Annotated in this window: 21 protein-coding genes and 1 tRNA gene; 13 read left to right on the forward strand and 9 right to left on the reverse strand. The window is 71.4% G+C overall.

Annotated features, from left to right (window positions below):
* Window positions 1-149: 149 nt before the first annotated feature.
* On the forward strand, window positions 150-1,832 hold the full coding sequence (gene paaN / locus OHA84_RS18290; RefSeq protein ID WP_053675590.1) for a phenylacetic acid degradation protein PaaN: 1,683 nt from the start codon (window positions 150-152) through the stop codon (window positions 1,830-1,832).
* Between the two features lie 160 nt (window positions 1,833-1,992).
* On the opposite strand, the gene OHA84_RS18295 is transcribed toward paaN, so the two are convergent.
* Genes OHA84_RS18295 through OHA84_RS18305 form a run of 3 tightly spaced genes read right to left on the reverse strand, consistent with a single transcriptional unit; the run spans window position 1,993 to window position 4,733 of the window.
* Window positions 1,993-2,775: an RNA methyltransferase gene (locus OHA84_RS18295; protein WP_266970727.1), complete on the reverse strand. Its 783-nt coding sequence runs from the start codon at window positions 2,773-2,775 to the stop codon at window positions 1,993-1,995.
* Window positions 2,776-2,826: 51 nt separating this feature from the next.
* Window positions 2,827-4,029, reverse strand: coding sequence for an HTTM domain-containing protein (locus OHA84_RS18300; RefSeq protein ID WP_371591411.1), 1,203 nt, complete (start codon window positions 4,027-4,029; stop codon window positions 2,827-2,829).
* A complete protein-coding gene (locus OHA84_RS18305; RefSeq protein ID WP_371591412.1) occupies window positions 4,014-4,733 on the reverse strand; it encodes a DUF5819 family protein in 720 nt (239 codons plus the stop codon). The genes OHA84_RS18300 and OHA84_RS18305 overlap by 16 nt, the downstream gene beginning before the upstream one ends.
* A gap of 147 nt (window positions 4,734-4,880) precedes the next feature.
* Between OHA84_RS18305 and paaA the strand changes: the two genes are divergently transcribed.
* The 6 genes from paaA (at window position 4,881) to OHA84_RS18335 (ending at window position 9,820) form a co-directional block, all read left to right on the forward strand.
* The gene (gene paaA / locus OHA84_RS18310) at window positions 4,881-5,885 is read left to right on the forward strand and encodes a 1,2-phenylacetyl-CoA epoxidase subunit PaaA (RefSeq protein WP_078998388.1); all 1,005 of its coding nucleotides are present in this window, start codon (window positions 4,881-4,883) and stop codon (window positions 5,883-5,885) included.
* Entirely contained in the window at window positions 5,882-6,166 is a 285-nt protein-coding gene (paaB, locus tag OHA84_RS18315) for a 1,2-phenylacetyl-CoA epoxidase subunit PaaB (RefSeq protein ID WP_053675581.1), read from the forward strand. Before paaA ends, paaB begins: the two co-directional genes overlap by 4 nt.
* Window positions 6,163-6,912 (forward strand): 1,2-phenylacetyl-CoA epoxidase subunit PaaC, encoded by a 750-nt coding sequence (gene paaC / locus OHA84_RS18320; RefSeq protein WP_234349865.1) that lies wholly within the window; start codon window positions 6,163-6,165, stop codon window positions 6,910-6,912. Before paaB ends, paaC begins: the two co-directional genes overlap by 4 nt.
* A 14-nt stretch (window positions 6,913-6,926) precedes the next feature.
* Window positions 6,927-7,412 carry a 1,2-phenylacetyl-CoA epoxidase subunit PaaD gene (gene paaD, locus OHA84_RS18325; RefSeq protein WP_053675750.1) on the forward strand — a complete coding sequence of 162 codons (486 nt, stop codon included), beginning with the start codon at window positions 6,927-6,929 and terminating at the stop codon, window positions 7,410-7,412.
* Entirely contained in the window at window positions 7,413-8,540 is a 1,128-nt protein-coding gene (locus OHA84_RS18330; protein ID WP_266970719.1) for a 2Fe-2S iron-sulfur cluster-binding protein, read from the forward strand.
* 137 nt (window positions 8,541-8,677) lie between these two features.
* Window positions 8,678-9,820, forward strand: coding sequence for an acyl-CoA dehydrogenase family protein (locus OHA84_RS18335; protein ID WP_266970717.1), 1,143 nt, complete (start codon window positions 8,678-8,680; stop codon window positions 9,818-9,820).
* 47 nt (window positions 9,821-9,867) lie between these two features.
* On the opposite strand, the gene OHA84_RS18340 is transcribed toward OHA84_RS18335, so the two are convergent.
* From OHA84_RS18340 to OHA84_RS18365, 6 genes are all read right to left on the reverse strand, one after another.
* Entirely contained in the window at window positions 9,868-10,212 is a 345-nt protein-coding gene (locus OHA84_RS18340) for a rhodanese-like domain-containing protein (RefSeq protein ID WP_053675575.1), read from the reverse strand.
* 123 nt (window positions 10,213-10,335) lie between these two features.
* Window positions 10,336-11,295 carry a hypothetical protein gene (locus OHA84_RS18345; RefSeq protein ID WP_371591413.1) on the reverse strand — a complete coding sequence of 320 codons (960 nt, stop codon included), beginning with the start codon at window positions 11,293-11,295 and terminating at the stop codon, window positions 10,336-10,338.
* Between the two features lie 59 nt (window positions 11,296-11,354).
* The gene (locus OHA84_RS18350; protein ID WP_266948555.1) at window positions 11,355-12,788 is read right to left on the reverse strand and encodes a DUF2252 domain-containing protein; all 1,434 of its coding nucleotides are present in this window, start codon (window positions 12,786-12,788) and stop codon (window positions 11,355-11,357) included.
* 68 nt (window positions 12,789-12,856) lie between these two features.
* Window positions 12,857-13,516 (reverse strand): response regulator, encoded by a 660-nt coding sequence (locus tag OHA84_RS18355; protein WP_053675573.1) that lies wholly within the window; start codon window positions 13,514-13,516, stop codon window positions 12,857-12,859.
* An 8-nt stretch (window positions 13,517-13,524) separates the two neighbouring features.
* Window positions 13,525-15,135: a sensor histidine kinase gene (locus OHA84_RS18360; protein WP_053675571.1), complete on the reverse strand. Its 1,611-nt coding sequence runs from the start codon at window positions 15,133-15,135 to the stop codon at window positions 13,525-13,527.
* Window positions 15,136-15,410: 275 nt separating this feature from the next.
* A tRNA-Leu gene (locus OHA84_RS18365) sits at window positions 15,411-15,493 on the reverse strand.
* A gap of 291 nt (window positions 15,494-15,784) precedes the next feature.
* On the opposite strand from OHA84_RS18365, the gene OHA84_RS18370 reads away from it, so the two are divergent.
* The 6 genes from OHA84_RS18370 (at window position 15,785) to pknB (ending at window position 23,888) form a co-directional block, all read left to right on the forward strand.
* A complete protein-coding gene (locus OHA84_RS18370) occupies window positions 15,785-16,627 on the forward strand; it encodes a DUF3662 and FHA domain-containing protein (protein ID WP_053675569.1) in 843 nt (280 codons plus the stop codon).
* 10 nt (window positions 16,628-16,637) lie between these two features.
* A complete protein-coding gene (locus OHA84_RS18375) occupies window positions 16,638-17,135 on the forward strand; it encodes an FHA domain-containing protein (protein ID WP_053675567.1) in 498 nt (165 codons plus the stop codon).
* Window positions 17,136-17,279: 144 nt separating this feature from the next.
* Window positions 17,280-18,743 carry a PP2C family serine/threonine-protein phosphatase gene (locus OHA84_RS18380; RefSeq protein WP_053675565.1) on the forward strand — a complete coding sequence of 488 codons (1,464 nt, stop codon included), beginning with the start codon at window positions 17,280-17,282 and terminating at the stop codon, window positions 18,741-18,743.
* Window positions 18,744-18,774: 31 nt separating this feature from the next.
* On the forward strand, window positions 18,775-20,199 hold the full coding sequence (locus OHA84_RS18385; protein ID WP_053675563.1) for an FtsW/RodA/SpoVE family cell cycle protein: 1,425 nt from the start codon (window positions 18,775-18,777) through the stop codon (window positions 20,197-20,199).
* Window positions 20,196-21,656 (forward strand): penicillin-binding protein 2, encoded by a 1,461-nt coding sequence (locus OHA84_RS18390; protein ID WP_053675561.1) that lies wholly within the window; start codon window positions 20,196-20,198, stop codon window positions 21,654-21,656. The genes OHA84_RS18385 and OHA84_RS18390 overlap by 4 nt, the downstream gene beginning before the upstream one ends.
* 192 nt (window positions 21,657-21,848) lie before the next feature.
* On the forward strand, window positions 21,849-23,888 hold the full coding sequence (pknB, locus tag OHA84_RS18395) for a Stk1 family PASTA domain-containing Ser/Thr kinase (protein WP_266970712.1): 2,040 nt from the start codon (window positions 21,849-21,851) through the stop codon (window positions 23,886-23,888).
* Window positions 23,889-23,934 lie beyond the last annotated feature (46 nt).

Raw genomic sequence — 23,934 nt, forward strand, 5'->3', positions numbered from 1 at the left:
CGACTTGTCCACAGGTCCGCCGGGCCCTCTTGTCCCGACCGATCGTTCGGTTACTCTAACTCCAGTCTGCTCTTCTTCACCCGCCCCTGCCGGATCCCAGTCTGCGAACCAGCCCGATCTTGCCCGGCTCAACGAGGAGTTGGTCCCTGATGGCCGCCGAGCCCACCGTCCCCCAGCTGACCGAGAAGCACCGTCCCACCCTGGACCAGGCGCTGTCGGCCATCCGCACCCGCGCCTACTGGTCCCCGCATCCCGAGCACCCCAAGGCCTACGGGGAGACCGCCCCGGCCGACGGGCTCGCGGCGTTCGAGGCCCTGCGCGGCACCCGTTTCGAACTCGACCAGCCCGGCACCGACGGCTGGACGGGCGGCGAGGTGTCCCCGTACGGCCCCGAGCTGGGCGTCGAGTACCCGCACGCCGACCCGGAGGTGCTGCTGCCCGCGATGCGCGCGGGCATGGGCGCCTGGCGGGACGCCGGTCCCGAGACCCGCGCCGTGGTCTGCGTCGAGATCCTCGCCCGGATCTCGGCCCGCACGCACGAGTTCGCCCACGCGGTGATGCACACCAGCGGCCAGGCCTTCATGATGGCGTTCCAGGCGGGCGGCCCCCACGCGCAGGACCGCGGTCTGGAGGCCGTGGCCTACGCGTACGAGGAGCAGACCCGCGTCCCGGGGCAGACCGACTGGGAGAAGCCGCAGGGCAAGAAGGACCCGCTCAAGCTCGGCAAGACGTTCACCGCCGTGCCGCGCGGCATCGCGCTGATGATCGGCTGCAACACCTTCCCCACCTGGAACGGCTACCCGGGCCTGTTCGCCTCCCTGGCCACCGGCAACGCCGTCCTGGTGAAGCCGCACCCCCGGGCGATCCTCCCGCTCGCGCTGACGGTGCGGGTGGCCCGCGAGGTCCTCGCCGAGGCCGGCTTCGACCCGAACCTGGTGGCGCTGGCGGTGGAGCGGCCGGGCGAGGGCATCGCCAAGACGCTCGCCGTGCGCCCCGAGATCAAGCTGATCGACTACACCGGCTCCACGGAGTTCGGCGACTGGCTGGAGGCCAACGCCCGCCAGGCGCAGGTGTACACGGAGAAGGCCGGCGTGAACACCGTCGTCCTCGACTCCACGGACGACTACAAGGGCATGCTGTCCAACCTGGCGTTCTCGCTGTCCCTCTACAGCGGCCAGATGTGCACCACCCCGCAGAACCTGCTGATCCCGCGCGAGGGCATCGCCACCGACGCCGGACACAAGACGTACGACGAGGTCGTGGCCGACCTCGCGGCCTCGGTCGGCGGCCTGCTGGGCGACGACGCCCGGGCCAACGCCCTGCTGGGCGCGCTGGTCAACCCGGACGTCAAGGCCCGGCTGGAGGCGGCGGCCGGACTGGGCGAGGTCGCGCTGGCCTCGCGGGAGGTCGCGAACCCGGAGTTCCCGGACGCGGTGGTCCGCACGCCGGTGATGGTCAAGCTGGACGCCGCCAAGGCCGACCCGGAGGCCCCCTACCTCTCGGAGTGCTTCGGCCCGGTGTCGTTCGCGGTCGCGGTCGACTCCACGGCCGACGCACTGGAGCTGCTGCGCCGCACGGTGCGGGAGAAGGGCGCGATGACCGTGGGCGCGTACACCACGTCCGCGGACACCGAGCGGGCCGTCGAGGCGGTCTGTCTGGAGGAGTCGGCGCAGCTGTCGCTGAACCTGACCGGCGGGGTCTTCGTCAACCAGACGGCGGCCTTCTCGGACTTCCACGGCTCCGGCGGCAACCCGGCCGCCAACGCGGCCTTGTGCGACGGCGCCTTCGTCGCGAACCGGTTCCGGGTGGTGGAGGTCCGCCGCCAGGCCTAGGTCCTGTCGCCAAAGTGGCGCCGGTAGGGCCCGCGGTGTCCGGTGCCGTGCATCGCAAGGCGGAGGGGCTCCCGTGTACTGGACGTACTCGGGTGCCCCGACAACGCGGCGAGGTGCGGTACCGGGCGCCGCGGGCCAGGCGAGACTTTGACGACAGGGCCTAGACCCGGTCGGGGTGGGCCTGGTCGAGGTGGGGCCCGCCCCAGTGGAAGAGGGCCATGGCCACGCTGGTGGCCAGGTTGTAGCTGGAGACCTGCGGCCGCATCGGCAGGGACACCAGGTGATCGGCGCGGGCCCGCAGCTCAGGCGAGATCCCGTGGCGTTCCGAGCCGAAGGCGAGCAGGGCGTCGTCCGGGAGGGTGAGGGCACGGATGTCCTCGCCCTCCGGGTCGAGCGCGTACAGCGGCCCGGGCGGCAGGGTCTCCAGTTCGACCCGGTCGACGGTGGTCGCGTAGTGCAGGCCGGCCCCGGCCCGGACCACGTTGGGGTGCCAGGGGTCGAGGTCTCCGCGCGTGACCACCCCGGTGGCGCCGAAGCCGGCGGCGAGCCGGACGACGGCGCCCACGTTGCCGAGGTTGCGCGGGTTGTCCAGGACCACGATCGGGGCGGTGCGGCCCGGCCGGCGCAGCGCCTCACGGCCCGCCTCGCGGTCCGGTCGCACGGCGAGCGCGGCCACCCCGGTGGGGTGCCCCCGGGCCAGCAACCCCTTGAGTTCCGTCCCGCGCACCAGCCCGCGGACCCGCGCCTCCACGTCCGGGGCCAGCTCGGCGGCCAGCGCCCCGACGGCCTCGGGATCGTCGGCGACGACGGCTTCCACCCGGGCACCGAAGCGCAGCGCGTGCTTCAGCGCGTGGAACCCGTCGAGCAGGACCACGTCCTCCCGCCCGGCGGCCTCCCGCCACTCCCGCGCGACCTGTCCGGGGTCCCCGTGCTGCTCACTCATACCGCCGACCCTACGGGCCGCGCACGGGCCCCGGGACCGGCGGGCGCCCTGTCAGCGCGCGACCTCGGCCGGGATCGGGGTCGGGGCGTCGAGCGGGCCCGGCGGCGGCTCCGAGGCGGCCCGGTCGCGCCGGCGCGCGGCGCCCGCACGAGCGCCGAGCCAGACGAGGAACACCGTCGGCAGGAACACCGCGTCGGCCGCGATCATGGCCAGCGAGAAGAACGGCAGGCCGAGCAGCACCGCGATCCCGGCGTGCTCCAGCATCATCACCGCGAGCAGCACGTTCTTGATCCGCCGGTTGAACAGCGTGAACGGGAACGCGACCTGGACCGCGACCGTCCCGTAGGTCAGCAGCATCACCAGGGTCCCGCTGCCCGCCAGCACCCCGGACAGCCCCGGCCACGGGGTGAAGTAGTCCAGGCCCAGCGGGTAGTACAGCGCGGTGCCGTCCTGCCAGCGCGAGCCCTGGATCTTGTACCAGCCCGCAGTGGCGTAGATCAGACAGACCTCCGCCATGATCACCAGCATCCCCGCGTTGTGCAGCAGGTTCGCCAGCACGTCGAGGACGGCCCGGCCCTCCCCCTCCGGCTCGAAGCGGTCGACGAGCCACCACAGCCCGAGCACCACCCACACCGTCGCGAACGCGGCGAGCCAGCCCGCGCCGAACCTCCCGGTCACCGCCCCGTAGGCGAAGAGCAGCCCGAGCACGCTCCACAGCACGGGCCCCGCCGCACCGGCCGAGGCCGAGCCGCGCAGCCGCGCCCGGCGGGCGTCCAGGGACCAGACCCGCGCGCAGCGGGTGAGCACGAGGTACATCGCCATCAGGTGGATGACGTTGTCCCCGCCGTCCCCCATGAAGACGCTGCGGTTCTGGAGGGACAGCACGCCGATCATGAAGAGCACGGACGTCGCCCGGGTCCGCCAGCCCAGCATCAGCAGCACGCTCGCGAGCACGGAGAGCCCGTAGACGAGCTCGAACCACCAGGTCGCGTCGGACCACATCAGCACCGTGAAGGCCCGGTTCGAGGCGATCAGCCGCTCGGCCATCCCCCAGCTCCAGGGGCCGTCGGGCCCGTACAGCTCGTGCCGGTGCGGGAACTCCCGCAGCAGGAAGAACAGCCAGGTCGCGGAGAACCCGATGCGCACCACGGCGCTCTGGTACGGCCCCAGCGCCCGGCCGGTGACCTGCGCCAAGGCCTGCCCGGCGGCCGCGCGGGCACGGCTGCGCGCGCTCGGCCTCAGACCGTCCACCACGGCAGCTCCCGGTAGTAGGTCCGGGTGTCGCTCTGCTCGTCGCTCCATTTCGGCACGGCCACGGCGGTCGTCGCCGAACGCAACTGGATGCGTACGATCCGGTCCTCCCGATCCCGGGGCGCCAGCCGGTCCATCGCGATGCGGCGCAGGTACTCCTCCGACAGCGCGCCGCGCTCGCCGTTCGGCTTGTTGTTCTCGTCGTGGGAGCCGGTGAAGAAGTCCCAGGCCCGCCGCAGCTCGTTCTGCTCGGTGTGGCTCGGCAGCAGGCTGTGGCGGATCGCCGCGCCGTCCTCGGCGGACAGGTCGCGCCAGCCGCCGGTGGTCAGCCCGCCGTCCGAGGCCCGTACCTGGGTCCGTACCTGGACCGCGATGTTCTGCTGGAGGGGGTTGGGGGCGAAGAGCTTCCAGTTCTGTTCGAACTCGGGGTAGATCCAGGCGTCGATCGTGCTCGCGTGCCGCTTGCTGAGCGTGTTGGACGGGGCCACGTGCAGGAAGACGGCCGCGAGGTGCCCGCAGGCGGCCACGGCGACGATCCCCAGCGCGAGGGCCACGACCACCCGGTACGGGGTGGACAGACCGGCGATCCCGGGCGCCCTGGGCGGCGGCGCGACGACCGGCGGGCCGGCCTCGGTGTCCGCGGGCGCACCCGGCGTGAGAGCCTCCGGAACGGGCTGTTCCGAAGGCTCGCGCTCGTTCGAATCCATCCCGCCCCGATCATCCGGCTTCCACAGGGTTGCCCACAGAGGTTGACACCCTACGGGCCGTCGTCTCACCATTGAAGAGGACGAACCGAACGATCGGTCGGTCGGGTGACCGGCGGCCGGCCGACAAACTCTGACAGGGAGCCCGCAATGGTCACAGTGACCCCGGAGTCCGGGCAGGACGAAGCCCTGGGGACCGACCTCGGGGCACAGCTGGCGGCTGCCTTCGACGCCGCCGTGGCGGCGGACGAGCGAGTGGAGCCGCGCGACTGGATGCCCGACGAGTACCGCGCCTCCCTGGTCCGCCAGATGGCCCAGCACGCGCATTCCGAGATCATCGGCATGCAGCCCGAGGCCAACTGGATCACCCGCGCGCCCTCGCTCCGCCGCAAGGCGATCCTGATGGCCAAGGTCCAGGACGAGGCCGGCCACGGCCTGTACCTGTACAGCGCCGCGGAAACCCTCGGCACCAGCCGCGACGAACTCCTCGACAAGCTCCACTCGGGCAAGCAGAAGTATTCGTCGATCTTCAACTACCCCACCCTGACCTGGGCCGACGTCGGCGCGATCGGCTGGCTCGTGGACGGCGCGGCCATCACCAACCAGGTTCCGATCTGCCGCTGCTCCTACGGCCCGTACGCCCGCGCCATGGTCCGGATCTGCAAGGAGGAGTCCTTCCACCAGCGCCAGGGCTTCGAGCTGCTGATGGCGCTCTCGAAGGGCACCGAGGAGCAGCACGCGATGGCGCAGGACGCCGTCGACCGCTGGTGGTGGCCCTCGCTCATGATGTTCGGCCCGCCGGACGACGAGTCGGCGCACTCCGCGCAGTCCATGGCCTGGCGGATCAAGCGGCACTCCAATGACGAGCTGCGCCGGCGCTTCGTGGACATCGCCGTGCCGCAGGCCGAGGCGCTGGGCCTGACGCTGCCCGACCCGGACATCAAGTGGAACGAGGAGAGCGGACACCACGACTTCGGCGCCATCGACTGGGCCGAGTTCTGGGACGTCCTCAAGGGCAACGGCCCCTGCAACGAGGAACGCCTCACGCGCCGCCGCACGGCCCACGAGGAAGGCGCCTGGGTCCGCGACGCGGCCGCGGCGTACGCCGAGAAGCAAGCGAGCAAGGCAAGCACCGAAAGCGAGGCACGGGTATGACGCAGAACTGGCCCCTGTGGGAGGTGTTCGTGCGCTCACGCCGCGGCCTCTCGCACACGCACGCCGGAAGTCTCCACGCACCGGACGCGGAGATGGCCCTGCGCAACGCCCGTGACCTGTACACGCGGCGCAACGAGGGCGTCTCGATCTGGGTGGTGCCCTCCACCGGGATCACCGCCTCGTCCCCCGACGAGCGCGACCCGTTCTTCGCCCCGTCCGCGGACAAGCCGTACCGGCACCCCACCTTCTACGAGATCCCCGAGGGGGTGCGTCACCTGTGACCGGCATCGACACCACGACCGAGACCAGCCCCGCCACGCTCCGCGCCGCCACCCTCGCCCTCGGCGACGACGCGCTGATCCTGTCCCACCGCCTCGGCGAGTGGGCGGGCGACGCCCCCGTCCTGGAGGAGGAGGTCGCCCTCGCCAACATCGCCCTCGACCTGCTCGGACAGGCCCGCGTCCTGCTCTCCATGGCCGGGGACGAGGACGAGCTGGCGTTCCTGCGCGACGAGCGGTCCTTCCGCAACCTCCAGCTGGTCGAGCAGCCGAACGGCGACTTCGCCCACACCATCGCCCGCCAGCTGTACTTCTCCTTCCACCAGCACGAGCTGTACACGGTGCTGGCCGCGGGCGACGGCCCGTTCGCCCCGCTGGCCGCCAAGGCCGTCAAGGAGACCGCCTACCACCGCGACCACGCCGAGCAGTGGACGCTGCGGCTCGGTGACGGCACCGAGGAGAGCCGCGCCCGGATGCTGACCGCGCTGACCGCGCTGTGGCGGTACACCGGCGAGATGTTCCGGCCGATCGACGGGCTCGACGGCGTGGACTGGCAGGCCCTGGAGCAGCGTTGGCTGGCCGCCGTGGGCGCCGTGCTGGAGCGGGCCGGGCTCACCCTGCCCGAGGGCCGCCGCACGGGCGCCTGGGCCGCCGGCGCCGGCCGCGAGGGACTGCACACCGAGTCGTTCGGGCGGATGCTCGCGGAAATGCAGCACCTGCACCGCAGCCACCCCGGAGCGTCGTGGTGACCACCGGCACGGGAATGACCCGCCTGGAGACCGAGCTGGCCGACCTGGCCGGGTCGGTCCCCGACCCGGAGCTGCCCGTCCTCAGCCTCGCCGAGCTCGGCGTCATGCGCGGCGTCCGGATGCACGCCGACGGGCACGTCGAGGTCACCCTCACCCCGACCTACACCGGCTGCCCGGCCATCGAGGCCATGTCCGACGACATCCGGCGGATCCTGACCGACCACGGCATACCGGAGGTCCGGGTGCGCACGGTCCTGGCCCCCGCCTGGTCGACCGACGACATCAGCGCCGAAGGGCGCCGCAAGCTGGCCGAGTTCGGCATCGCCCCGCCCCGCCCCCATTCCGCCGGCGGACCGGTCCCGCTCACCCTGTCGGTCCGCTGCCCCCACTGCGGATCGACCGACACCGAGCTGCTCAGCCGGTTCTCCTCCACCGCGTGCAAGGCACTGCGCCGCTGTGTCACCTGCCGCGAACCGTTCGACCACTTCAAGGAGCTCTAGATGGCCGTGTCCCCGCCGTCGCCCACACCGGTGTCCGCGCGCCCCGCACGACACGGCGCGTTCCACTCCTTGACGGTGGCGGCGGTCGACCGGCTCACCGACGACTCGGTGGCGCTGACCCTGAGCGTGCCGCAGGAGTTGCGGGCCGAGTACCTCCACGCCCCCGGCCAGCACCTCACCCTGCGCCGGCGCGGCCCCGAGGGGACGGAGGCCCGCCGTACGTACTCGATCTGCTCGCCCGCGCCCGGCGCCGCCGGTCCCGCGCTGCTGCGGGTCGGGGTGCGACTGGTGGAGGGCGGGGAGTTCTCCACCTTCGCGCACAAGGAGATCGCCGCCGGCGACGTGCTCGACGTGATGGTCCCCGCCGGGCGGTTCGTGCTGGACCCGGCCGCCGCGCCGGCCGCCGCGCACTACGCGGCGATCGTCGGCGGCAGCGGCATCACCCCGGTGCTGTCGATCGCCGCCTCGCTGCTGTCGGCCCGGACCGACGCCCGTTTCTGCCTGGTGCGCAGTGACCGTACGGCCGCCTCGACGATGTTCCTGGAGGAGGTCGCGGACCTCAAGGACCGCTACCCGGACCGCTTCCAGCTAGTGACCGTCCTGTCCCGCGAGGAGCAGGAGGCCGGTCTGCCGTCCGGCCGGCTGGACGAGGAACGCCTGACGACTCTGCTGCCCGCACTGCTGCCGGTGGCCGAGGTGACCGGCTGGTTCCTGTGCGGCCCCTACGGCCTGGTACAGGGCGCGGAACGAGCCCTGGGCGCGCTGGGCGTCGGCCGGACCCGGGTGCACGAGGAGATCTTCCACGTCGAGGACACCGCCGCGTCGGCCCCGGTCCGTTCCGCGACCGCCACCCACGGCCGTGTCACGGCACGGCTCGACGGCCGCTCGGGCACCTGGCCGGTCGAGGACGGCGAGTCCCTGTTGGACGCGGTGCTGCGCAACCGCGCGGACGCCCCGTACGCGTGCAAGGGCGGAGTGTGCGGAACCTGCCGGGCGTTCCTGGTCTCGGGCGAGGTCCGGATGGACCGCAACTTCGCGCTGGAGACGGAGGAGACGGAGGCCGGCTTCGTCCTGGCCTGCCAGTCGCACGCGGTGACGGAGGAAGTGGAGATCGACTTCGACCGCTGACCGACCACCTCCTCCGGTGCGCGGCCGTGCACTCTCCAAGGCCACACATTTCCAAGGCTGTGCATTTTCAGGAACGTGTTCTATCTTGACGCTCCGTCAGACCTGAACGGGATCCGGTGCACGCGGGAGGACAGGCAGTGGACTTCACCTTCACCGAGGAACAGCAGGCGGCCGTCGAGGCGGCGAGGGCCGTGTTCGCGGACGTCGCCCCCGACGGCGTGCCCAGTCCCGCGCTCTCGCCCGGGGCCGTGGCCGACGACTTCGACCGTCCCCTGTGGGCCAGGCTCGCCGGATCCGACCTGCTGAGCCTGGTCCTCGCCGAGGAACACGGCGGGGCGGGGCTCGACGCCATCGCCCTGTGCCTGGTGCTCCGCGAGGCGGCGAAGGTGCTGGCCCGGGTGCCGCTGCTGGAGCACTGCGCCACCGCGATGGTCGTCCAGGCCCACGGCAGCCCCGAGTTGGCGGCGGCCCTGCTGCCCGGCGCCGGTCGGGGCGAGATCGTCCTCGCCGCCGCCGCGCACGGTCGCACGGGCCACGATCCCGCCGAACTCGCCGTCTCCGCCCAGCGGGACGGCGCGCACTGGGTCCTGGACGGGGTGCAGACCTCCGTCGCCTGGGGGCACAACGCCGACTGGATCGCCGTCCCGGCCCACGCCGGGGAGGGCGAGGCCGTGCTCGCGCTGGTGCCGCGCACCGGAGCGGGGGTGACCCTCGCGGACCAGTACTCCACGAGCGGGGAGCGGCTCGCCGAGCTCTCGCTCGACGGCGTACGGGTGCCCGCCACGCACCTCCTCGACGCCCCCGACGCCTGGGACGGGCTCCGCCGGCTGCTGACCACCGGCACGTGCGCGCTCGCGCTCGGGCTGGGGGAGGCCGTGCTCACGATGACCAGCCAGTACACCGGCAAGCGCGAACAGTTCGGCTTCCCCATCGCCACTTTCCAGGCCGTGGCCGTCCAGGCGGCCGACCGCTACATCGACCTGCGGGCCATGGAGGTGACCCTCTGGCAGGCCGCCTGGCGGCTCGAATCGGCGACGGCCGGCGCGGGCGGCCCGCTGCCGATCGCCGGCGACGTCGCGGTGGCCAAGATCTGGGCCTCGGAGGGCGTACGCCGGGTCGTGCAGACCGCCCAGCACCTGCACGGAGGCTTCGGCGCCGACACCGAGTACCCGCTGCACCGCTACCACGCCTGGGCCAAGCAGCTGGAACTCCAGTTGGGCCCGGCCGCGGCGCACGAGGAGGCCCTGGGCGACCTGCTGGCCGCCCATCCCCTCACCTGAGCGAACCCGGGTGCGACCCCCGCGGAGCGGACTACAGGGCTACAGGGCTACAGCACGAAGGCCGGGTTCCCGTTGTCCGTCACCATCGGGCGCCCGGCGCCGTCCCAGGCCTGCATGCCGCCGTCGATGTTCACGGCGTCGATGCCCTGGCGCACCAGGTACTGGGTGACCTGCGCGGAGCGCCCGCCGACCCGGCACATCACGTGCACCCGACCGCCGTCCTCGACGGCCTCGGTCAGCTCGCCGAAGCGGGCGACGAAGTCGCTCATCGGGATGTGCAGCGCACCCTCGACATGTCCGGCCGCCCATTCGTCGTCCTCACGGACGTCCAGGACAAAGCCTTCGGAGGGCACCGCGGCGGCGTCCACCGAGGGAAGCGGTCCGAAGTTCATAGCTGTCGCCTTCTCTCGTCACGAATCAGGCTGCCAACCTATCCGACCGCCCACCGACGCCCCAGCCACCCGACGCCGCCCCACCTGTGCGCGAGGCGCCTCCCGGCGCACCGCGCCGCCGCGCTACCCGGCCAGTTCGGCGAGTTCCGACTCGCGCTCGGACACCCGCTCCAGCAGCTGCTCGGCGATCTCCTCCAGCAACCGGTCCGGGTCCTCCGGCGCCATCCGCAGCATCGAACCGATCGCGCTGTCCTCCAGCTCCCGCGCCACCGCCGCCAGCAGTTCCTTGCGCGCCGCCAGCCACTCCAGCCGTGCGTACAGCTCCTCGCTCTCGCTCGGCCTGGCGGCCTCCGGCACGGGGCCCGCCGCCCACTCCTCGGCCAGCTCGCGCAGCGCCTGTTCGTCGCCCCGTCCGTAGGCCGCGTTGACCCGCACGATGAAGGCGTCGCGTCGCTCCCGCTCGGTCTCGTCCGGCGCGAGGTCGGGGTGTGCCTTGCGGACCAGCTCGCGGTAGAGCTTGCGCACCTCTTCCGACGGCCGCACCCGCTCCGGCGGCCGCACGGACCGCTCGGTGAGCATGGCGGACGCGTCGTCGGACATCCCGTCCGAGTCCAGCCAGTCGTTGAACAGCTCGTCGACACCGGGCATCGGCATCACCAGGGCGCGTGCCTCGTGCGCCCGCCGCAGATCCTCCGGGTCACCGCTGCGCGCCGCCTTCGCCTCCGCGATCAACGCGTCCAGCTCGTCGAGACGCGAGTACATCGGCCCGAGCTTCTGGTGGTGCAGGCGGGAGAAGTTCTCGACCTCCACCCGGAAGGTCTCCACCGCGATCTCGAACTCGATGAGCGCCTGCTCGGCCGCCCGTACGGCCCGGTCCAGCCGTGCCTCGGGCCGCTCCTCACCGCCCCCGGCGGCTTCACCGGCACCGCCGACACCACCGCCGTCACCGACACCACCGGCATCGGAGCCACCGGCATGACCGGACTCACCGGCCCCACCGGCGACACCGGCGTCGACCGCGTCGGTGGACGCGACGGGCTCTTCGGGAACTGTCTGGTCGCTCTGCTCGGTCTGCTCGCTCACCCGGCCACCCTAAGGCCGGTCCGGCCGGTCCGGTCGGGCCGATGTTTCACGTGAAACACTCAGACCCCGGCCTCGGCCGCGATCCGCCCGTTGCGCACGGCCGCCACCAGGACCTCGTGATCGGCCTCGCTGCGGTCCGCGTAGGCCACCGCGAAGTCGGCCATCGCCTCGTCCAGCTCCTCGTTCTTGCCGCAGTACCCGGCCAGCAGTCGGGGATCGACGCTGTGCGCGTGCGCCCGGGCCAGCAGCGCCCCGGTCATCCGGCCGTAGTCGTCGATCTGGTCCACGGCCAGCGCCGCCGGGTCCACGCTGCCCTTGCGGTTGCGGAACTGGCGCACCTGGAACGGCCGCCCCTCCACCGTGGTCCACCCCAGCAGGATGTCCGAGACCACCTGCATCCGCTTCTGCCCGGCCACCACCCGCCGCCCGTCGTGCTCCTCCGGCGCCGCGTGGAAGCCCAGCGCGGGCAGGTGGGGAAGCAGTACCGAGGGCCGGGCCTCCTTCACCTGGAGGACCAGCGGTTCTCCCCGGTGGTCCAGCAGCAGCACCACGTACGAGCGCGTTCCCACGCTTCCGGTCCCGACCACGCGGAAGGCCACGTCGTGGATCGCGTACCGGGCCAGCAGCGGCAGCCGGTCCCCCTGGAGGGTGTGCAGGTACGGGCCGAGCGAGGCCGCCACGGCCGCGGCCTCGGCGTCGCCGACCCGGCGCAGCACGGGCAGCGCGTCCACGAAGCGGCGCCGTCCATCGGTACCGACCTCCGTCGACCGGGCGGCGAACCGGGCCGAGGTGTTGTTCCGGGCCTTCTCCGAGACCCGCTCCAACGTGCCGAGCAGATCACGGGCGTCGGCGTGCGAGACCAGTTCCTCGTCGGCGATGGCGTTCCAGGCGTCCAACGCCGGCAGCTTGGCCAGCAGTCGCAGGGTCCGGCGGTACGCGCCCACCGCGTCCAGGGCCGCGGCCCGGCAGGTGTCCTCGTCGGCCCCGGCCACCCGCCCCGCCAGCACCAGCGAGGTCGCGAGCCGCTTGACGTCCCACTCCCACGGACCGAACTCGGTCTCGTCGAAGTCGTTCAGGTCGATGACCAGTCGCCCGCGCGCGTCCCCGTAGAGGCCGAAGTTCGCCGCGTGCGCGTCACCGCAGATCTGAGCGCCGACGCCGGTCACCGGACCGCCGGACAGGTCGTGCGCCATGAGCCCGGCCGACCCGCGCAGGAACGCGAAGGGGTTGGCGGCCATCCGGCCCACCCGTATCGGCGTCAGCTCGGCGACCCGGCCCACGTTGGACTCCTCGACGGCCCGCACGGCGTCGGGCCGGTCGGTCGGGGGCTCGAACCGCGCGTGCGCCGCGCGCGGCACCCGCAGCCTCAGCGCCTTGCCGGCCTCTTTGGGGGAGCCCCCCTCGACGCGGGGGGCGAACCCCTGCACCACCGGGATCCGCCCGCCGTCCGTCACGTCAGCCGCTCTCTCGCGCTGCCCCGGTACCGTCGCCATGCCTGCCGCCCCCACCCGTAACGTCGTACTCGGCCCACATCATCGATCGATGCGGGCCCCGACCGTATCTACAGGCCCGCGTCCCTGGCCAGCAGGGCCGCCTGCACCCGGTTCTCGCACTCCAGCTTGGCCAGGATCCGGCTGACGTAGGTCTTCACCGTGGCCTCGCTCATGTGCAGTCGGCGCCCGGCCTCCGCGTTGGACAGTCCCTCGCCGAGCAAGGCCAGCACCCCGCGTTCCCGCTCGCTCAGCCCGGCCACGCGACGGCGGGCCTCCTCGCCCCGCCCGGTGGACCGCCCGGAGGCCAGCTGGTCCACCACGTGCCGGGTCGCCGCGGGCGAGAGGTAGGCGTCGCCGGCCGCCGCGGCCCGCACCGCGCCGATCAGTTCACCCGGCGCGGAGTCCTTCAGCAGGAACCCGGCGCCGCCCTCGCCCAGCGCGCGCAGGACGTTCTCCCGCTCGCCGAAGGTGGTGAGGATCAGGGCCCGTACCTCGGGCACGGCGCGGCCCAGTTCGCCCAGTGCCGTCAGCCCGTCCATGACCGGCATCTGGATGTCGAGCAGCATCACGTCCGGGTGGTGTGCCCGGGCCAGTTCCACCGCCTCCCGACCGTTGGCCGCCTCCGCCACGACCTCGATGTCCGCCGCCGAGGTCAGGATCATCCTTATGCCCGCCCGGATCAGCGGCTCGTCGTCGGCGATCACGACGCGGATCACTCTGGGTGTCACCCGTGCTCCTACTGCTTGACCTCGTACGTCTGTTTGTCGACGAGCTTCCCGTCCTTGAAGCAGAACCGGTAAACCGTATCGGTGTTCAGCCGCGTCTCCTCCGAGGAGAGCAGCGCCACGCAGTCCGTGCCGGCCGGCTGCGCCGGTCCCTTCCCGTCCAGGCCCGACGTCAGGATGCTGTCGCCGTCGGGCAGCCGCCCGCGGACCGCGTCCTCGGCCTCGCCCACGTGCGTCGAGTCGTACTCCGACTCGCTGATCATGGCGTTGTTCGCGGATCCCACCAGCAGGGCCACCCCCGCCCCGATCACGATGACCAGCAGGATCACCGCGGCGACCGCGATGCCGCAGCCCAACGCGACCCCGCCGGTACGGCTGCGGACCGCCAACTCCCGGTCGACGGCCGCCCAGTCCATCGGCGGTGCGCCCTTGAGCCCCATCGCCTGCGTCTGCTGTCCGAAGTCGTCGGCCACGTCCTCGACCGTCCCGGCCGGTTCCGCGCCGTACGGCAGCACACCCGCCACCCGGAACCCGCCGCCCTCGGCGGCCCCCGCGTGGACCATGCCGCCGACCAGCCGGGCCCGCTCGCGCAGCCCCGTAAGCCCCTGCCCGCCGGACACCACCTCGCCGGCTCCCGGGCCCTCCGCGGGACCGTTGGCGATCTCCACCACCAGGGAGTCGTCCTCGTACCGCAGTTCCACCGTGATCCGCGCCCCCGGCGCGTGCTTGTAGGCGTTGGTCAGCGCCTCCTGCGCGATCCGGTACGCCGCGTGGTCGCAGGCCGCCACCAGCGGCCGCTGCCGCCCCGAGACGGTCAGCCGGACGTCGGTACCCGCGGTCCGCGCCGCCTCCACGATCCCGGCGATCCCGGCCACCCCCCGGGCGGCGGGCTGCGACGCCTCCTCGACGGGGACGGGTGCCTCGACCCCGTCCCGCAGGATCCCGACCACCTCGCGGAGTTCGTGCATCGCGGCCACCGAGGCGTGCCGCAGCACTCCCACCGCCTCGCGCTGCCGGTCGGTGAGTTTCGGGTCCACCTCAAGGGCGCCGGTGTGCACCGAGATCAGCGCCAGTTGGTGGCCCAGACTGTCGTGCATGTCCTGCGCGATGCGCTGCCGTTCCCGCAGTCGGGCCTGCCCGGCGACCATCGCCCGCTCGCGCATCAGTTGTCCGTTGCGTTCCTGGAGGGCGCGCAGCAACGTACGGCGCTGGGACCAGTACCGACTGGCGAGACCCGGCATGACGGTGACGGCCAGGAACATCAGCGTGGAGAACACGATCGTCAGCAGGAGCCGCGTGTGCGACCACTCGGCCACCACACTGAAGCCGACCTCGGCGACGAAGGCGGCGGTGAAGGCCCCCAGGGCCCGACCGACGTCCTCGACCCGGCGCCCCGCCGACCAGCCCAGCAGGGCCGTGATCAGGAACGTTCCGGGCAGGAAGGGCGACACCGCCGCACCCACGATCAGCGTGGTCGCGGGCAGCCGCCGGCGCAGCAGCGTCAGCGCCACCACGACCAGGACGCCGGCCCACATCCGCAGCGGGGTGCCGTTGTCGAGTTCCTCGATCCCCAGGCCGAGCAGGGCGATCACACCGGCCAGCGCCAGGTCCCCCGCCACCATCCGACGGGACCAGGGCTCCGGCCCCCTCAGCCAGTCCCACCCCGCACGCGTCCCCGCCGTCGTTTCCACGCGCCCGACCCTAGACACCCGCACGCGTCGCCCGCCGCCCACTTTCGTCGCACCCCACCCGACGAAAGTCTGACGACGGCGGGAAGACCCGGAGAGAGCGCCGTCACACATCGACTTCCGGACACGACGAAAGAACCCCCACTCCGGATCTCTCCGGAGTGGGGGTTCTCTCAATTCAAGCAGAGTGGTTCGAGAACCACTCGAAGTGGGCGAGGGGGGATTTGAACCCCCACGTCCCGAAGGACACTGGCACCTGAAGCCAGCGCGTCTGCCGTTCCGCCACTCGCCCGAGCGGCTACCAGTGGATCTTCCCTTTCGGGCCGTTCCCCTGGCGACGTCGAAAGATTAGCACGCCAGACAGGGTGGAATCACATCCCTTTTCCCGCTCCCCCCACCTCACCCTCGACAGCCCCTCCCGCACTCCCGTCCCGGTGCGGGACACTGTCCCTTGAGCGCCCCTACGATCGCTTGTGAGGACCAACACTCCTCGGCACGAGGCCGAAGGGGAACCAGCCGAATCCGCCACGCGTGGATACGATCAGTAAGCAGTACAGGGCGACAACGACGGAGGAGGTGCCCCATGGGAGTCCTGAAGCGGTTCGAGCAGCGACTCGAAGGTCTGGTGAACGGCACCTTCGCCAAGGTGTTCAAGTCCGAGGTCCAGCCGGTGGAGATCGCCGGCGCCCTCCAGCGGGAGTGCGACAACAACGCCACCATCTGGAACCGCGAGCGGACCGTCGTACCCAACGACTTCATCGTGGAACTCAGCGCCGGCGACTACGACCGCCTGAGTCCCTACTCCGGTCAGCTCGGCGACGAGCTCGCGGGCCTCGTCCGCGACTACGCCAAGCAGCAGCGCTACAGCTTCATGGGACCGATCAAGGTCCACCTGGAGAAGGCCGACGACCTCGACACGGGCCTCTACCGCGTCCGAAGCCGTACGCTCGCCTCCAGCACCTCCCAGTCAGGCGGCGGCCCCCTGGGGCAGGCCCCGGCTCCCGACAGCCCGCAGGGCGGATACGGGTACCCCCCGGTCGCCGCCCCGCCCATGCCCAGCGCCCCGCCCCCCGGCGGACCCGGCGCCCGCAGGACCGCCCCCGGCGGCCCCGGCGGAGCGGCTCCCATGACTTCCGGCGGCGGCACCACGCGCCGCTGGATCGAGATCAACGGCACCCGCCATCAGATCTCGCGCGGCACGCTCGTACTCGGCCGAAGCACCGAGGCCGATGTGCGGATCGACGACCCCGGCGTTTCCCGCCGGCACTGTGAGATCCGGACCGGAACGCCCCCGACGATCCAGGATCTGGGGTCCACCAACGGCATCGTGGTGGACGGGCAGCACACCACCCGCGCTACGCTCCGCGACGGCTCGCGGATCGTCGTGGGCAGCACCACCATCATTTATCGGCAAGCCGAAGGGTGAAGCGGGGGCAATGTCAGAGCTGACCCTGACGGTCATGCGGTTGGGTTTCCTGGCCGTTTTGTGGCTGTTCGTCATCGTGGCCGTCCAGGTCATTCGCAGCGACCTCTTCGGAACGCGAGTCACGCAACGCGGCTCGCGCCGGGGCGGCGCCAACAGCGCTCCGCAACAGGCGGGGCGGCAATCCGCGCCACCACAGCAGCGCCAGCGGCGGGGTGCGCCGACCAAGCTGGTCGTCTCGGAGGGCACCCTCACGGGCACCACCGTGGCCCTCGCCGGGCAGACGATCACGCTGGGCCGCGCCCACGACTCCACGATCGTGCTGGACGACGACTACGCGTCGAGCCGTCATGCCAGGATCTACCCGGATCGTGACGGCCAGTGGATCGTCGAGGATCTCGGGTCCACCAACGGCACGTATCTCGACCGGACCCGGCTGACCACCCCGACGCCCATCCCGCCGGGCGCCCCGATCCGCATCGGCAAGACCGTCATCGAGCTGCGGAAGTAGTACGAGAATGAGCGAGCGGAGCGAGCGAGCCGCGGCGGTCCGTCCCACCGGGGACTGCGACCGGAGCGCGCTCCCGACCGGAGGGTGGGCAGTGTGGCTCGAGACCGGTTGTACCCGGAGGCATCGTCGACAGGGCAGGTGCGCATGAGTCTGTCCCTACGGTTCGCCGCCGGATCGCACAAGGGCATGATCCGCGAGGGGAACGAGGACTCCGGCTACGCCGGTCCCCGTCTCCTCGCCATCGCCGACGGCATGGGCGGCCAGGCCGCCGGTGAGGTCGCGAGCTCCGAGGTGATCTCCACGCTCGTGCAGCTCGACGACGACGTCCCGGGTTCCGACATCCTCACCGCGCTCAGCGTGGCCGTGCAGCGCGCCAACGACCAGTTGCGCGTCATGGTCGAGGAGGACCCCCAGCTCGAAGGCATGGGCACCACGCTCACCGCCCTGCTGTGGACCGGTCAGCGACTCGGCCTCGTGCACGTCGGCGACTCGCGCGCCTACCTGCTCCGCGACGGCGTCCTCACCCAGATCACCCAGGACCACACCTGGGTGCAACGGCTCGTCGACGAGGGCCGGATCACCGAAGAGGAAGCCACCACGCACCCGCAGCGCTCGCTGCTGATGCGTGCGCTCGGCAGCGGCGACATCGTCGAACCCGATCTGTCGATCCGCGAGGTCCGCGCCGGCGACCGCTACCTCATCTGCTCCGACGGGCTCTCCGGCGTGGTCTCCCACCAGACCCTGGAAGAGACCCTCGCCGACTACCACGGCCCCCACGAGACCGTGCAGGCGCTGATCCAACTCGCCTTGCGCGGCGGCGGACCCGACAACATCACCTGCATCGTCGCCGACGTCCTCGACACCGACAGCGGCGACACCCTGGCCGCCCAGATCAACGACAGCCCGGTCGTCGTGGGCGCGGTCGCCGAGAACCAGCACCAGCTGTTCGACGGCAACGCCATGCAGACCCCGGCCGGCCGCGCCTCCGGGCTCGGCCGCCAGGCCTCCCCGCCCGCGGGTTCCTTCGGCCCTCCCGGCAGCGGTGAGGCCACCGGTTACGGCTACCCCGACCAGAACCAGGACCCGGGCCAGGGCGGCGGCGCGTACGGCGGCTTCGGCGAACCCGACGCCTACGACGCCGAAGAGGACACGTACGACCACCCGCGCAGACGTCGCGGCAAAGGGCGCAAGTGGACCGTGCGCACGCTGCTCCTGCTGCTCGTGGCCGGGCTCGTCGGCGGCGGCGTGTACGCCGGCCACCGGTGGACGCAGACCCAGTTCTACGTGGGCGTCAAGGACGAGCACGTCGCGCTGTACCGCGGCATCAACCAGAACCTCGCGTGGATCCACCTCTCGAAGGTCGAGGCGGATCACCCCGACATCGAACTCAAGTACCTGCCGCCCTTCAAGCGCAAGCAGGTCGAGGCCACCATCAGCGAGGACAGCCTCGACGGAGCACGTCAGAAGATCGACGAGCTCACCGCGCAGGTGTCCGCCTGCAAGAAGGACGAAGCCCGCCGCGCCGCCGAGGCGAAGCCCAGCACGACACCCGGCCCCAGCCTGACTGCCGCCGAGCAGCAACTGGCCGGCCAGTGCGAAAAGCAGTAGAGATACGCGGGCGCAGGGGGCCTGCCACACCATGAGCGTTGTCACCAACACGACCACCATCGGCGCCATCGAGGCTCCGAGCCGGCGGAACACCGAGCTCCTGCTGCTCGGCTTCGCCGTGGTCATCCCGATCTTCGCCTACGCCAATGTGGGCCTGGCCATGAACGGCTCCCTGCCCCCGGGCATGGTGGCCTACGGCCTCGGCCTCGGCGTCCTGGCCGGTCTCGCGCATGTCGCCGTGCGTCGCTACGCGAAGTACGCCGACCCGCTGCTGCTGCCGCTCGCCACCCTGCTCAACGGCCTCGGGTTGGTGCTGATCTACCGGCTCGACCAGTCCGAGCGGCTCCAGAACCTCGCGAAGCGGAGCTTCGGCGCGTTCTCCGAGTCGGCGCCGCGGCAGATGATGTACACGGCGATGGCCCTGGCCATGTTCGTGGGCGTGCTGCTGGTCCTCAAGGACCACCGCGTGCTCCAGCGGTTCACGTACATCTCGATGGCGGCCGCGCTGGTCCTGCTGATCCTGCCCGTCGTCCCGGGCCTCGGCGCCGACGTCTTCGGCGCGAAGATCTGGATCAGCGTCGGCGGCTTCTCCATCCAGCCGGGCGAGTTCGCGAAGATCGTCATCGCGATCTTCTTCGCTGGCTACCTGATGGTCAAGCGTGACGCCCTGGCCCTGGCCAGCCGCCGCTTCATGGGTCTCTACCTGCCGCGCGGCCGCGACCTCGGCCCGATCCTGATGATCTGGGCGATGAGCCTGCTCGTCCTCATCTTCGAGAACGACCTCGGCACCTCGCTGCTGTTCTTCGGCATGTTCGTGATCATGCTGTACGTCGCCACCGAGCGCACGAGCTGGATCGTCATCGGTCTGCTCATGTCCGTCGGCGGCGCCGTCGTCGTCGGCACCACCGCGAGCCACGTCAAGGCCCGTGTGGACGCCTGGCTCGACCCCTTCGCCTGCTACGCCAAGTCCGGGGCCTGCGAGCAGGTCGGCCAGTCGATCATGAGCTTCGGTTCCGGTGGCGTGCTCGGCACCGGTTGGGGACAGGGCAACTCCGACCTGATCGGCTTCGCCGCCAACTCCGACTTCATCTTCTCCACGGTCGGCGAAGAACTCGGCCTGGCCGGCGTGATGGCCTTCCTCCTGATCTACGGCCTGATCATCGAGCGCGGTGCCCGCACCGCCCTCGCCGCCCGGGACCCCTTCGGCAAGCTGTTCGCCATCGGTCTCTCCGGCGCCTTCGCCATCCAGATCTTCGTCGTCGCCGGCGGTGTCATGGGCCTCATCCCCCTGACCGGCATGACGATGCCCTTCCTCGCGTCGGGCGGCTCCTCCGTCCTCGCGAACTGGGTCCTCATCGCCATCCTCATCCGGATCAGCGACACCGCACGGCGTCCCGCTCCGTCCCCCGCTCCGTCCCCCGACTCCGAGATGACACAGGTGGTTCGTCCGTCATGAACAAGCCCCTGCGTCGCATCTCGCTGTTCTGCGGGCTCCTCGTCCTCGCGCTGCTCGTGCGGACCAACTGGTTGCAGTACGTCCAGGCCGAGGACCTCAGCACGCGCAAGGAGAACCGCCGGGTCCAGATCGCCCAGTACGCCACGGAGCGCGGCAACATCATCGTCGAGGGCAAGCCGATCACCGGCTCCTCCGTGACCGACGGCAGCGACTTCAAGTACAAGCGCACCTACCTCGACGGCCCCCTGTGGGCGCCCGTCACCGGGTACGCCTCGCAGGCGTTCGGCTCGACGCAGTTGGAGAGCCTCGACGACGGCATCCTCACCGGCAACGACGACCGGCTGTTCTTCGACCGCACCATCGGCATGTTCACCGGCGAGAAGAAGGCCGGCGGCAATGTCATCACCACCCTGAACGCCGCCGCGCAGAAGGCCGCGTTCAAGCAGCTGGGCAACAAGAAGGGTGCCGTCGCGGCGCTCGACCCGCGCACGGGCGCCATCCTGGCCCTGGTCAGCACCCCCTCGTACGACCCGTCCAGCTTCGCCGGCTTCTCGAAGAACGACGAGAAGGCCTGGGTCCAGCTGAAGGACAGCGAGGACAAGAACCTGGTCAACCGCGCCCTGCGCGAGACCTACCCGCCGGGCTCCACCTTCAAGGTGGTCACGGCCGCGGCCGCCCTGGAGAACAACGTGGTGAGCGACATCAACGCCGCCACGGACACTCCCGAGCCGTACATGCTGCCCGGCACCCGGACCCCGATGGTCAACCACGCGAGCGGCTGCGAGAAGGCGACGCTGAACTTCGCGCTCCAGGTCTCCTGCAACTCCGTGTTCGCGAACATGGGCGACAAGGTCGGCCGCGACAAGATGGTCGAGACCGCCGAGAAGTTCGGCTTCAACAGCACCGTCGACACCCCGGTCCGCGCCTTCGCCAGCGTCTACGACAAGACGATGGGCAAGGACGGCAACGCGCAGAGCTCCATCGGCCAGTTCAACACCGCCGCCACCCCGCTCCAGATGGCCATGGTCACCGCCGCCATCGCGAACGACGGCAAGCTGATGAAGCCGTACATGGTCGACCAGCTGACCGCTCCCAATATCGACACCGTCGAGAAGCACGAGCCGCAGGAGATGAGCCGCCCGCTCTCCCCGGCGAACGCGCAGAAGGTCCAGCAGATGATGGTCAACGTCGTCGAGAAGGGCACGGGCACCCCGGCCAAGATCAAGGACGTCGTCGTCGGCGGCAAGACCGGCACCGCCCAGCACGGCGAGAAGAACGCCAAGCGCCCCTACGCCTGGTTCATCTCCTACGCCGAGAAGCCCGACGGCACCTCGCCCGTCGCCGTCGCCGTCGTGATCGAGGACAGCGCCGCCGAACGCGAGGACATCAGCGGCGGCGGCCTGGCCGCGCCCGTCGCGAAGGCCGTCATGGAAGCCGTACTGAAGAGCAACCGATGAGCGTCCGCCGGCACGGCGGGGAGGGTGATCCGGACCACTGATCCGGTCCGGATCGGAGCGTACGGTACCGGTCGGGTATCAGCCTGTGGTCACGAACCGATCACCCACGATCGGCCGGTAGCCTTTGCGCGAACAGCACACCGCCGGACCACACACCGGTGCGGTCGGGACTGACGGAGAGGGCTGCAAGTTATGGAAGAGCCGCGTCGCCTCGGCGGCCGGTACGAGCTGAGCCACGTGCTCGGCCGCGGTGGCATGGCCGAGGTCTACCTCGGCCACGACACCCGGCTCGGCCGTACCGTCGCCGTGAAGACCCTGCGAGCGGACCTCGCCCGCGACCCGTCCTTCCAGGCCCGGTTCCGCCGCGAGGCCCAGTCCGCCGCGTCGCTCAACCACCCGGCGATCGTCGCCGTCTACGACACCGGCGAGGACTACGTCGACAACATCTCCATCCCGTACATCGTGATGGAGTACGTCGACGGATCCACCCTGCGCGAGCTGCTGCACTCCGGACGCAAGCTGCTGCCCGAGCGCACGCTCGAAATGTGCATCGGCATCCTCCAGGCCCTGGAGTACTCCCACCGCGCCGGCATCGTGCACCGCGACATCAAGCCCGCGAACGTGATGCTGACCCGCACCGGCCAGGTCAAGGTCATGGACTTCGGCATCGCCCGCGCCATGGGCGACTCAGGCATGACCATGACGCAGACCGCCGCCGTCATCGGCACCGCCCAGTACCTCTCCCCGGAGCAGGCCAAGGGCGAGCAGGTCGACGCCCGCTCCGACCTCTACTCGGCCGGCTGCCTGCTGTACGAACTGCTCTGCGTCCGGCCCCCGTTCGTCGGTGACTCCCCCGTGGCCGTCGCCTACCAGCACGTCCGGGAAGAGCCGCAGCCCCCGTCGAACTTCGACCCCGAGATCACGCCCGTGATGGACGCCATCGTCCTCAAGGCCCTGGTCAAGGACCCCGACTACCGCTACCAGTCCGCCGACGAGATGCGGGCGGACATCGAGGCCTGCCTCGACGGCCAGCCCGTCACCGCGACCGCCTCCATGGGCGCGGCCGGCTACGGCTACCCCGACCAGGGCGGCTACGGCCACCAGGGGGGCTACGACCAGCCCACCACCGCCCTGCGCTCGGCGGACTCCGGCCAGACCTCGATGATGCCGCCGGCGGGTTCGGGCGGCGGCGGTTACGGATACGGCGACCAGGGCGGCTACGACCAGGGGCACGGCCGCCGGCCGCAGAAGAAGAGCCGCGCCTCGACGGTCCTGCTGGTCCTGGCGGGCGTCCTCGTCCTGGTCGGCGCCATCCTCATCGGCAGGACCATCTTCGACGGGAACGCCGACAACCGGGCCAGCGTGCCCAAGCTGATCGGCGACACCCTGGTCGCGGCGCAGGAACGGGGCAAGAACATCGGCCTCCAGGTGGTCCAGGGCGGCGAGATGAAGTGCGACAACCAGCCGAAGGGCAAGATCTGCGAGCAGGATCCGGCCGCCGACACCAAGGTGGACAAGGGCAGCAGCGTCACGGTCAAGATCTCCTCGGGCGCGCCCCCGGTGGCCGTCATCGACGTGCGCCGCCTGGCGTTCGACAAGGCCGAGGCGGACCTGAAGGCCAAGGGCTTCGAGGTCCAGAAGAAGACCGTGGAGTCCGACCAGCCCGCGGGCATCGTCCTCGATCAGGACCCGAAGTCGGGCACCGAGGCCGAGAAGGGTTCCACGGTCACGCTGACGGTGGCCAAGGAGTTCTCGAAGGCCACGGTCCCGGACCTCGCCGGCAAGAACCAGGCCCAGGCCGCGAAGGCCCTCCAGGACGCCAAGCTGAAGCTGGGCAGCGTCACCGAGGAGGACGCCCCCGCCGGCACGCCGGCGAAGACGGTCTTCAAGCAGCAGTACAAGGCGGGCGAGAGCCTGGACAAGGACACCACGGTCAACATCACCATCGCCAAGGAGCAGGTGGCCCCGGTCGCCGTTCCGACGCTGACCGGCCAGACCGTGGGCCAGGCGAAGCAGACCCTCCAGGGGGTCGGCCTGTCCTTCGGCGCGGTCCTCAGCGGTCCGTCCGAGGACGACGCCGTGGTGTTCGACTCCAACCCCGGCGTCGGCAGCCAGGTCCCGGCGGGCACCGTCATCAACGTCCGCACCTTCCCCAAGGGCGGCGGGGGCAACGGGGGCAACGGCGGCAACAACGGCGGCAACGGGGGCTTCATCGGCGGTCTCGGCCGCTGATCGACGCCGCCCCGCCGGGGCGACACTCGAAGGGCCCGGCCCCCTC

This window comes from Streptomyces sp. NBC_00513 (assembly GCF_041431415.1).
Lineage (GTDB): Bacteria > Actinomycetota > Actinomycetes > Streptomycetales > Streptomycetaceae > Streptomyces.

Excerpts from the sequence above, each read along its gene's own strand:
- OHA84_RS18360 (WP_053675571.1), bottom strand. The coding sequence starts at position 15,135 with ATGGTGGCGGGGGACCTGGCGCTGGCCGGTGTGATCGCCCTGCTCGGC.
- paaN (WP_053675590.1), top strand. The coding sequence starts at position 150 with ATGGCCGCCGAGCCCACCGTCCCCCAGCTGACCGAGAAGCACCGTCCC.
- OHA84_RS18350 (WP_266948555.1), bottom strand. The coding sequence starts at position 12,788 with ATGGCGACGGTACCGGGGCAGCGCGAGAGAGCGGCTGACGTGACGGAC.
- paaB (WP_053675581.1), top strand. The coding sequence starts at position 5,882 with ATGACGCAGAACTGGCCCCTGTGGGAGGTGTTCGTGCGCTCACGCCGC.
- OHA84_RS18385 (WP_053675563.1), top strand. The coding sequence starts at position 18,775 with ATGAGCGTTGTCACCAACACGACCACCATCGGCGCCATCGAGGCTCCG.
- OHA84_RS18375 (WP_053675567.1), top strand. The coding sequence starts at position 16,638 with ATGTCAGAGCTGACCCTGACGGTCATGCGGTTGGGTTTCCTGGCCGTT.
- OHA84_RS18390 (WP_053675561.1), top strand. The coding sequence starts at position 20,196 with ATGAACAAGCCCCTGCGTCGCATCTCGCTGTTCTGCGGGCTCCTCGTC.
- OHA84_RS18295 (WP_266970727.1), bottom strand. The coding sequence starts at position 2,775 with ATGAGTGAGCAGCACGGGGACCCCGGACAGGTCGCGCGGGAGTGGCGG.
- OHA84_RS18305 (WP_371591412.1), bottom strand. The coding sequence starts at position 4,733 with ATGGATTCGAACGAGCGCGAGCCTTCGGAACAGCCCGTTCCGGAGGCT.
- pknB (WP_266970712.1), top strand. The coding sequence starts at position 21,849 with ATGGAAGAGCCGCGTCGCCTCGGCGGCCGGTACGAGCTGAGCCACGTG.
- OHA84_RS18380 (WP_053675565.1), top strand. The coding sequence starts at position 17,280 with ATGAGTCTGTCCCTACGGTTCGCCGCCGGATCGCACAAGGGCATGATC.
- paaA (WP_078998388.1), top strand. The coding sequence starts at position 4,881 with ATGGTCACAGTGACCCCGGAGTCCGGGCAGGACGAAGCCCTGGGGACC.
- OHA84_RS18370 (WP_053675569.1), top strand. The coding sequence starts at position 15,785 with ATGGGAGTCCTGAAGCGGTTCGAGCAGCGACTCGAAGGTCTGGTGAAC.
- paaD (WP_053675750.1), top strand. The coding sequence starts at position 6,927 with ATGACCCGCCTGGAGACCGAGCTGGCCGACCTGGCCGGGTCGGTCCCC.
- OHA84_RS18330 (WP_266970719.1), top strand. The coding sequence starts at position 7,413 with ATGGCCGTGTCCCCGCCGTCGCCCACACCGGTGTCCGCGCGCCCCGCA.
- OHA84_RS18340 (WP_053675575.1), bottom strand. The coding sequence starts at position 10,212 with ATGAACTTCGGACCGCTTCCCTCGGTGGACGCCGCCGCGGTGCCCTCC.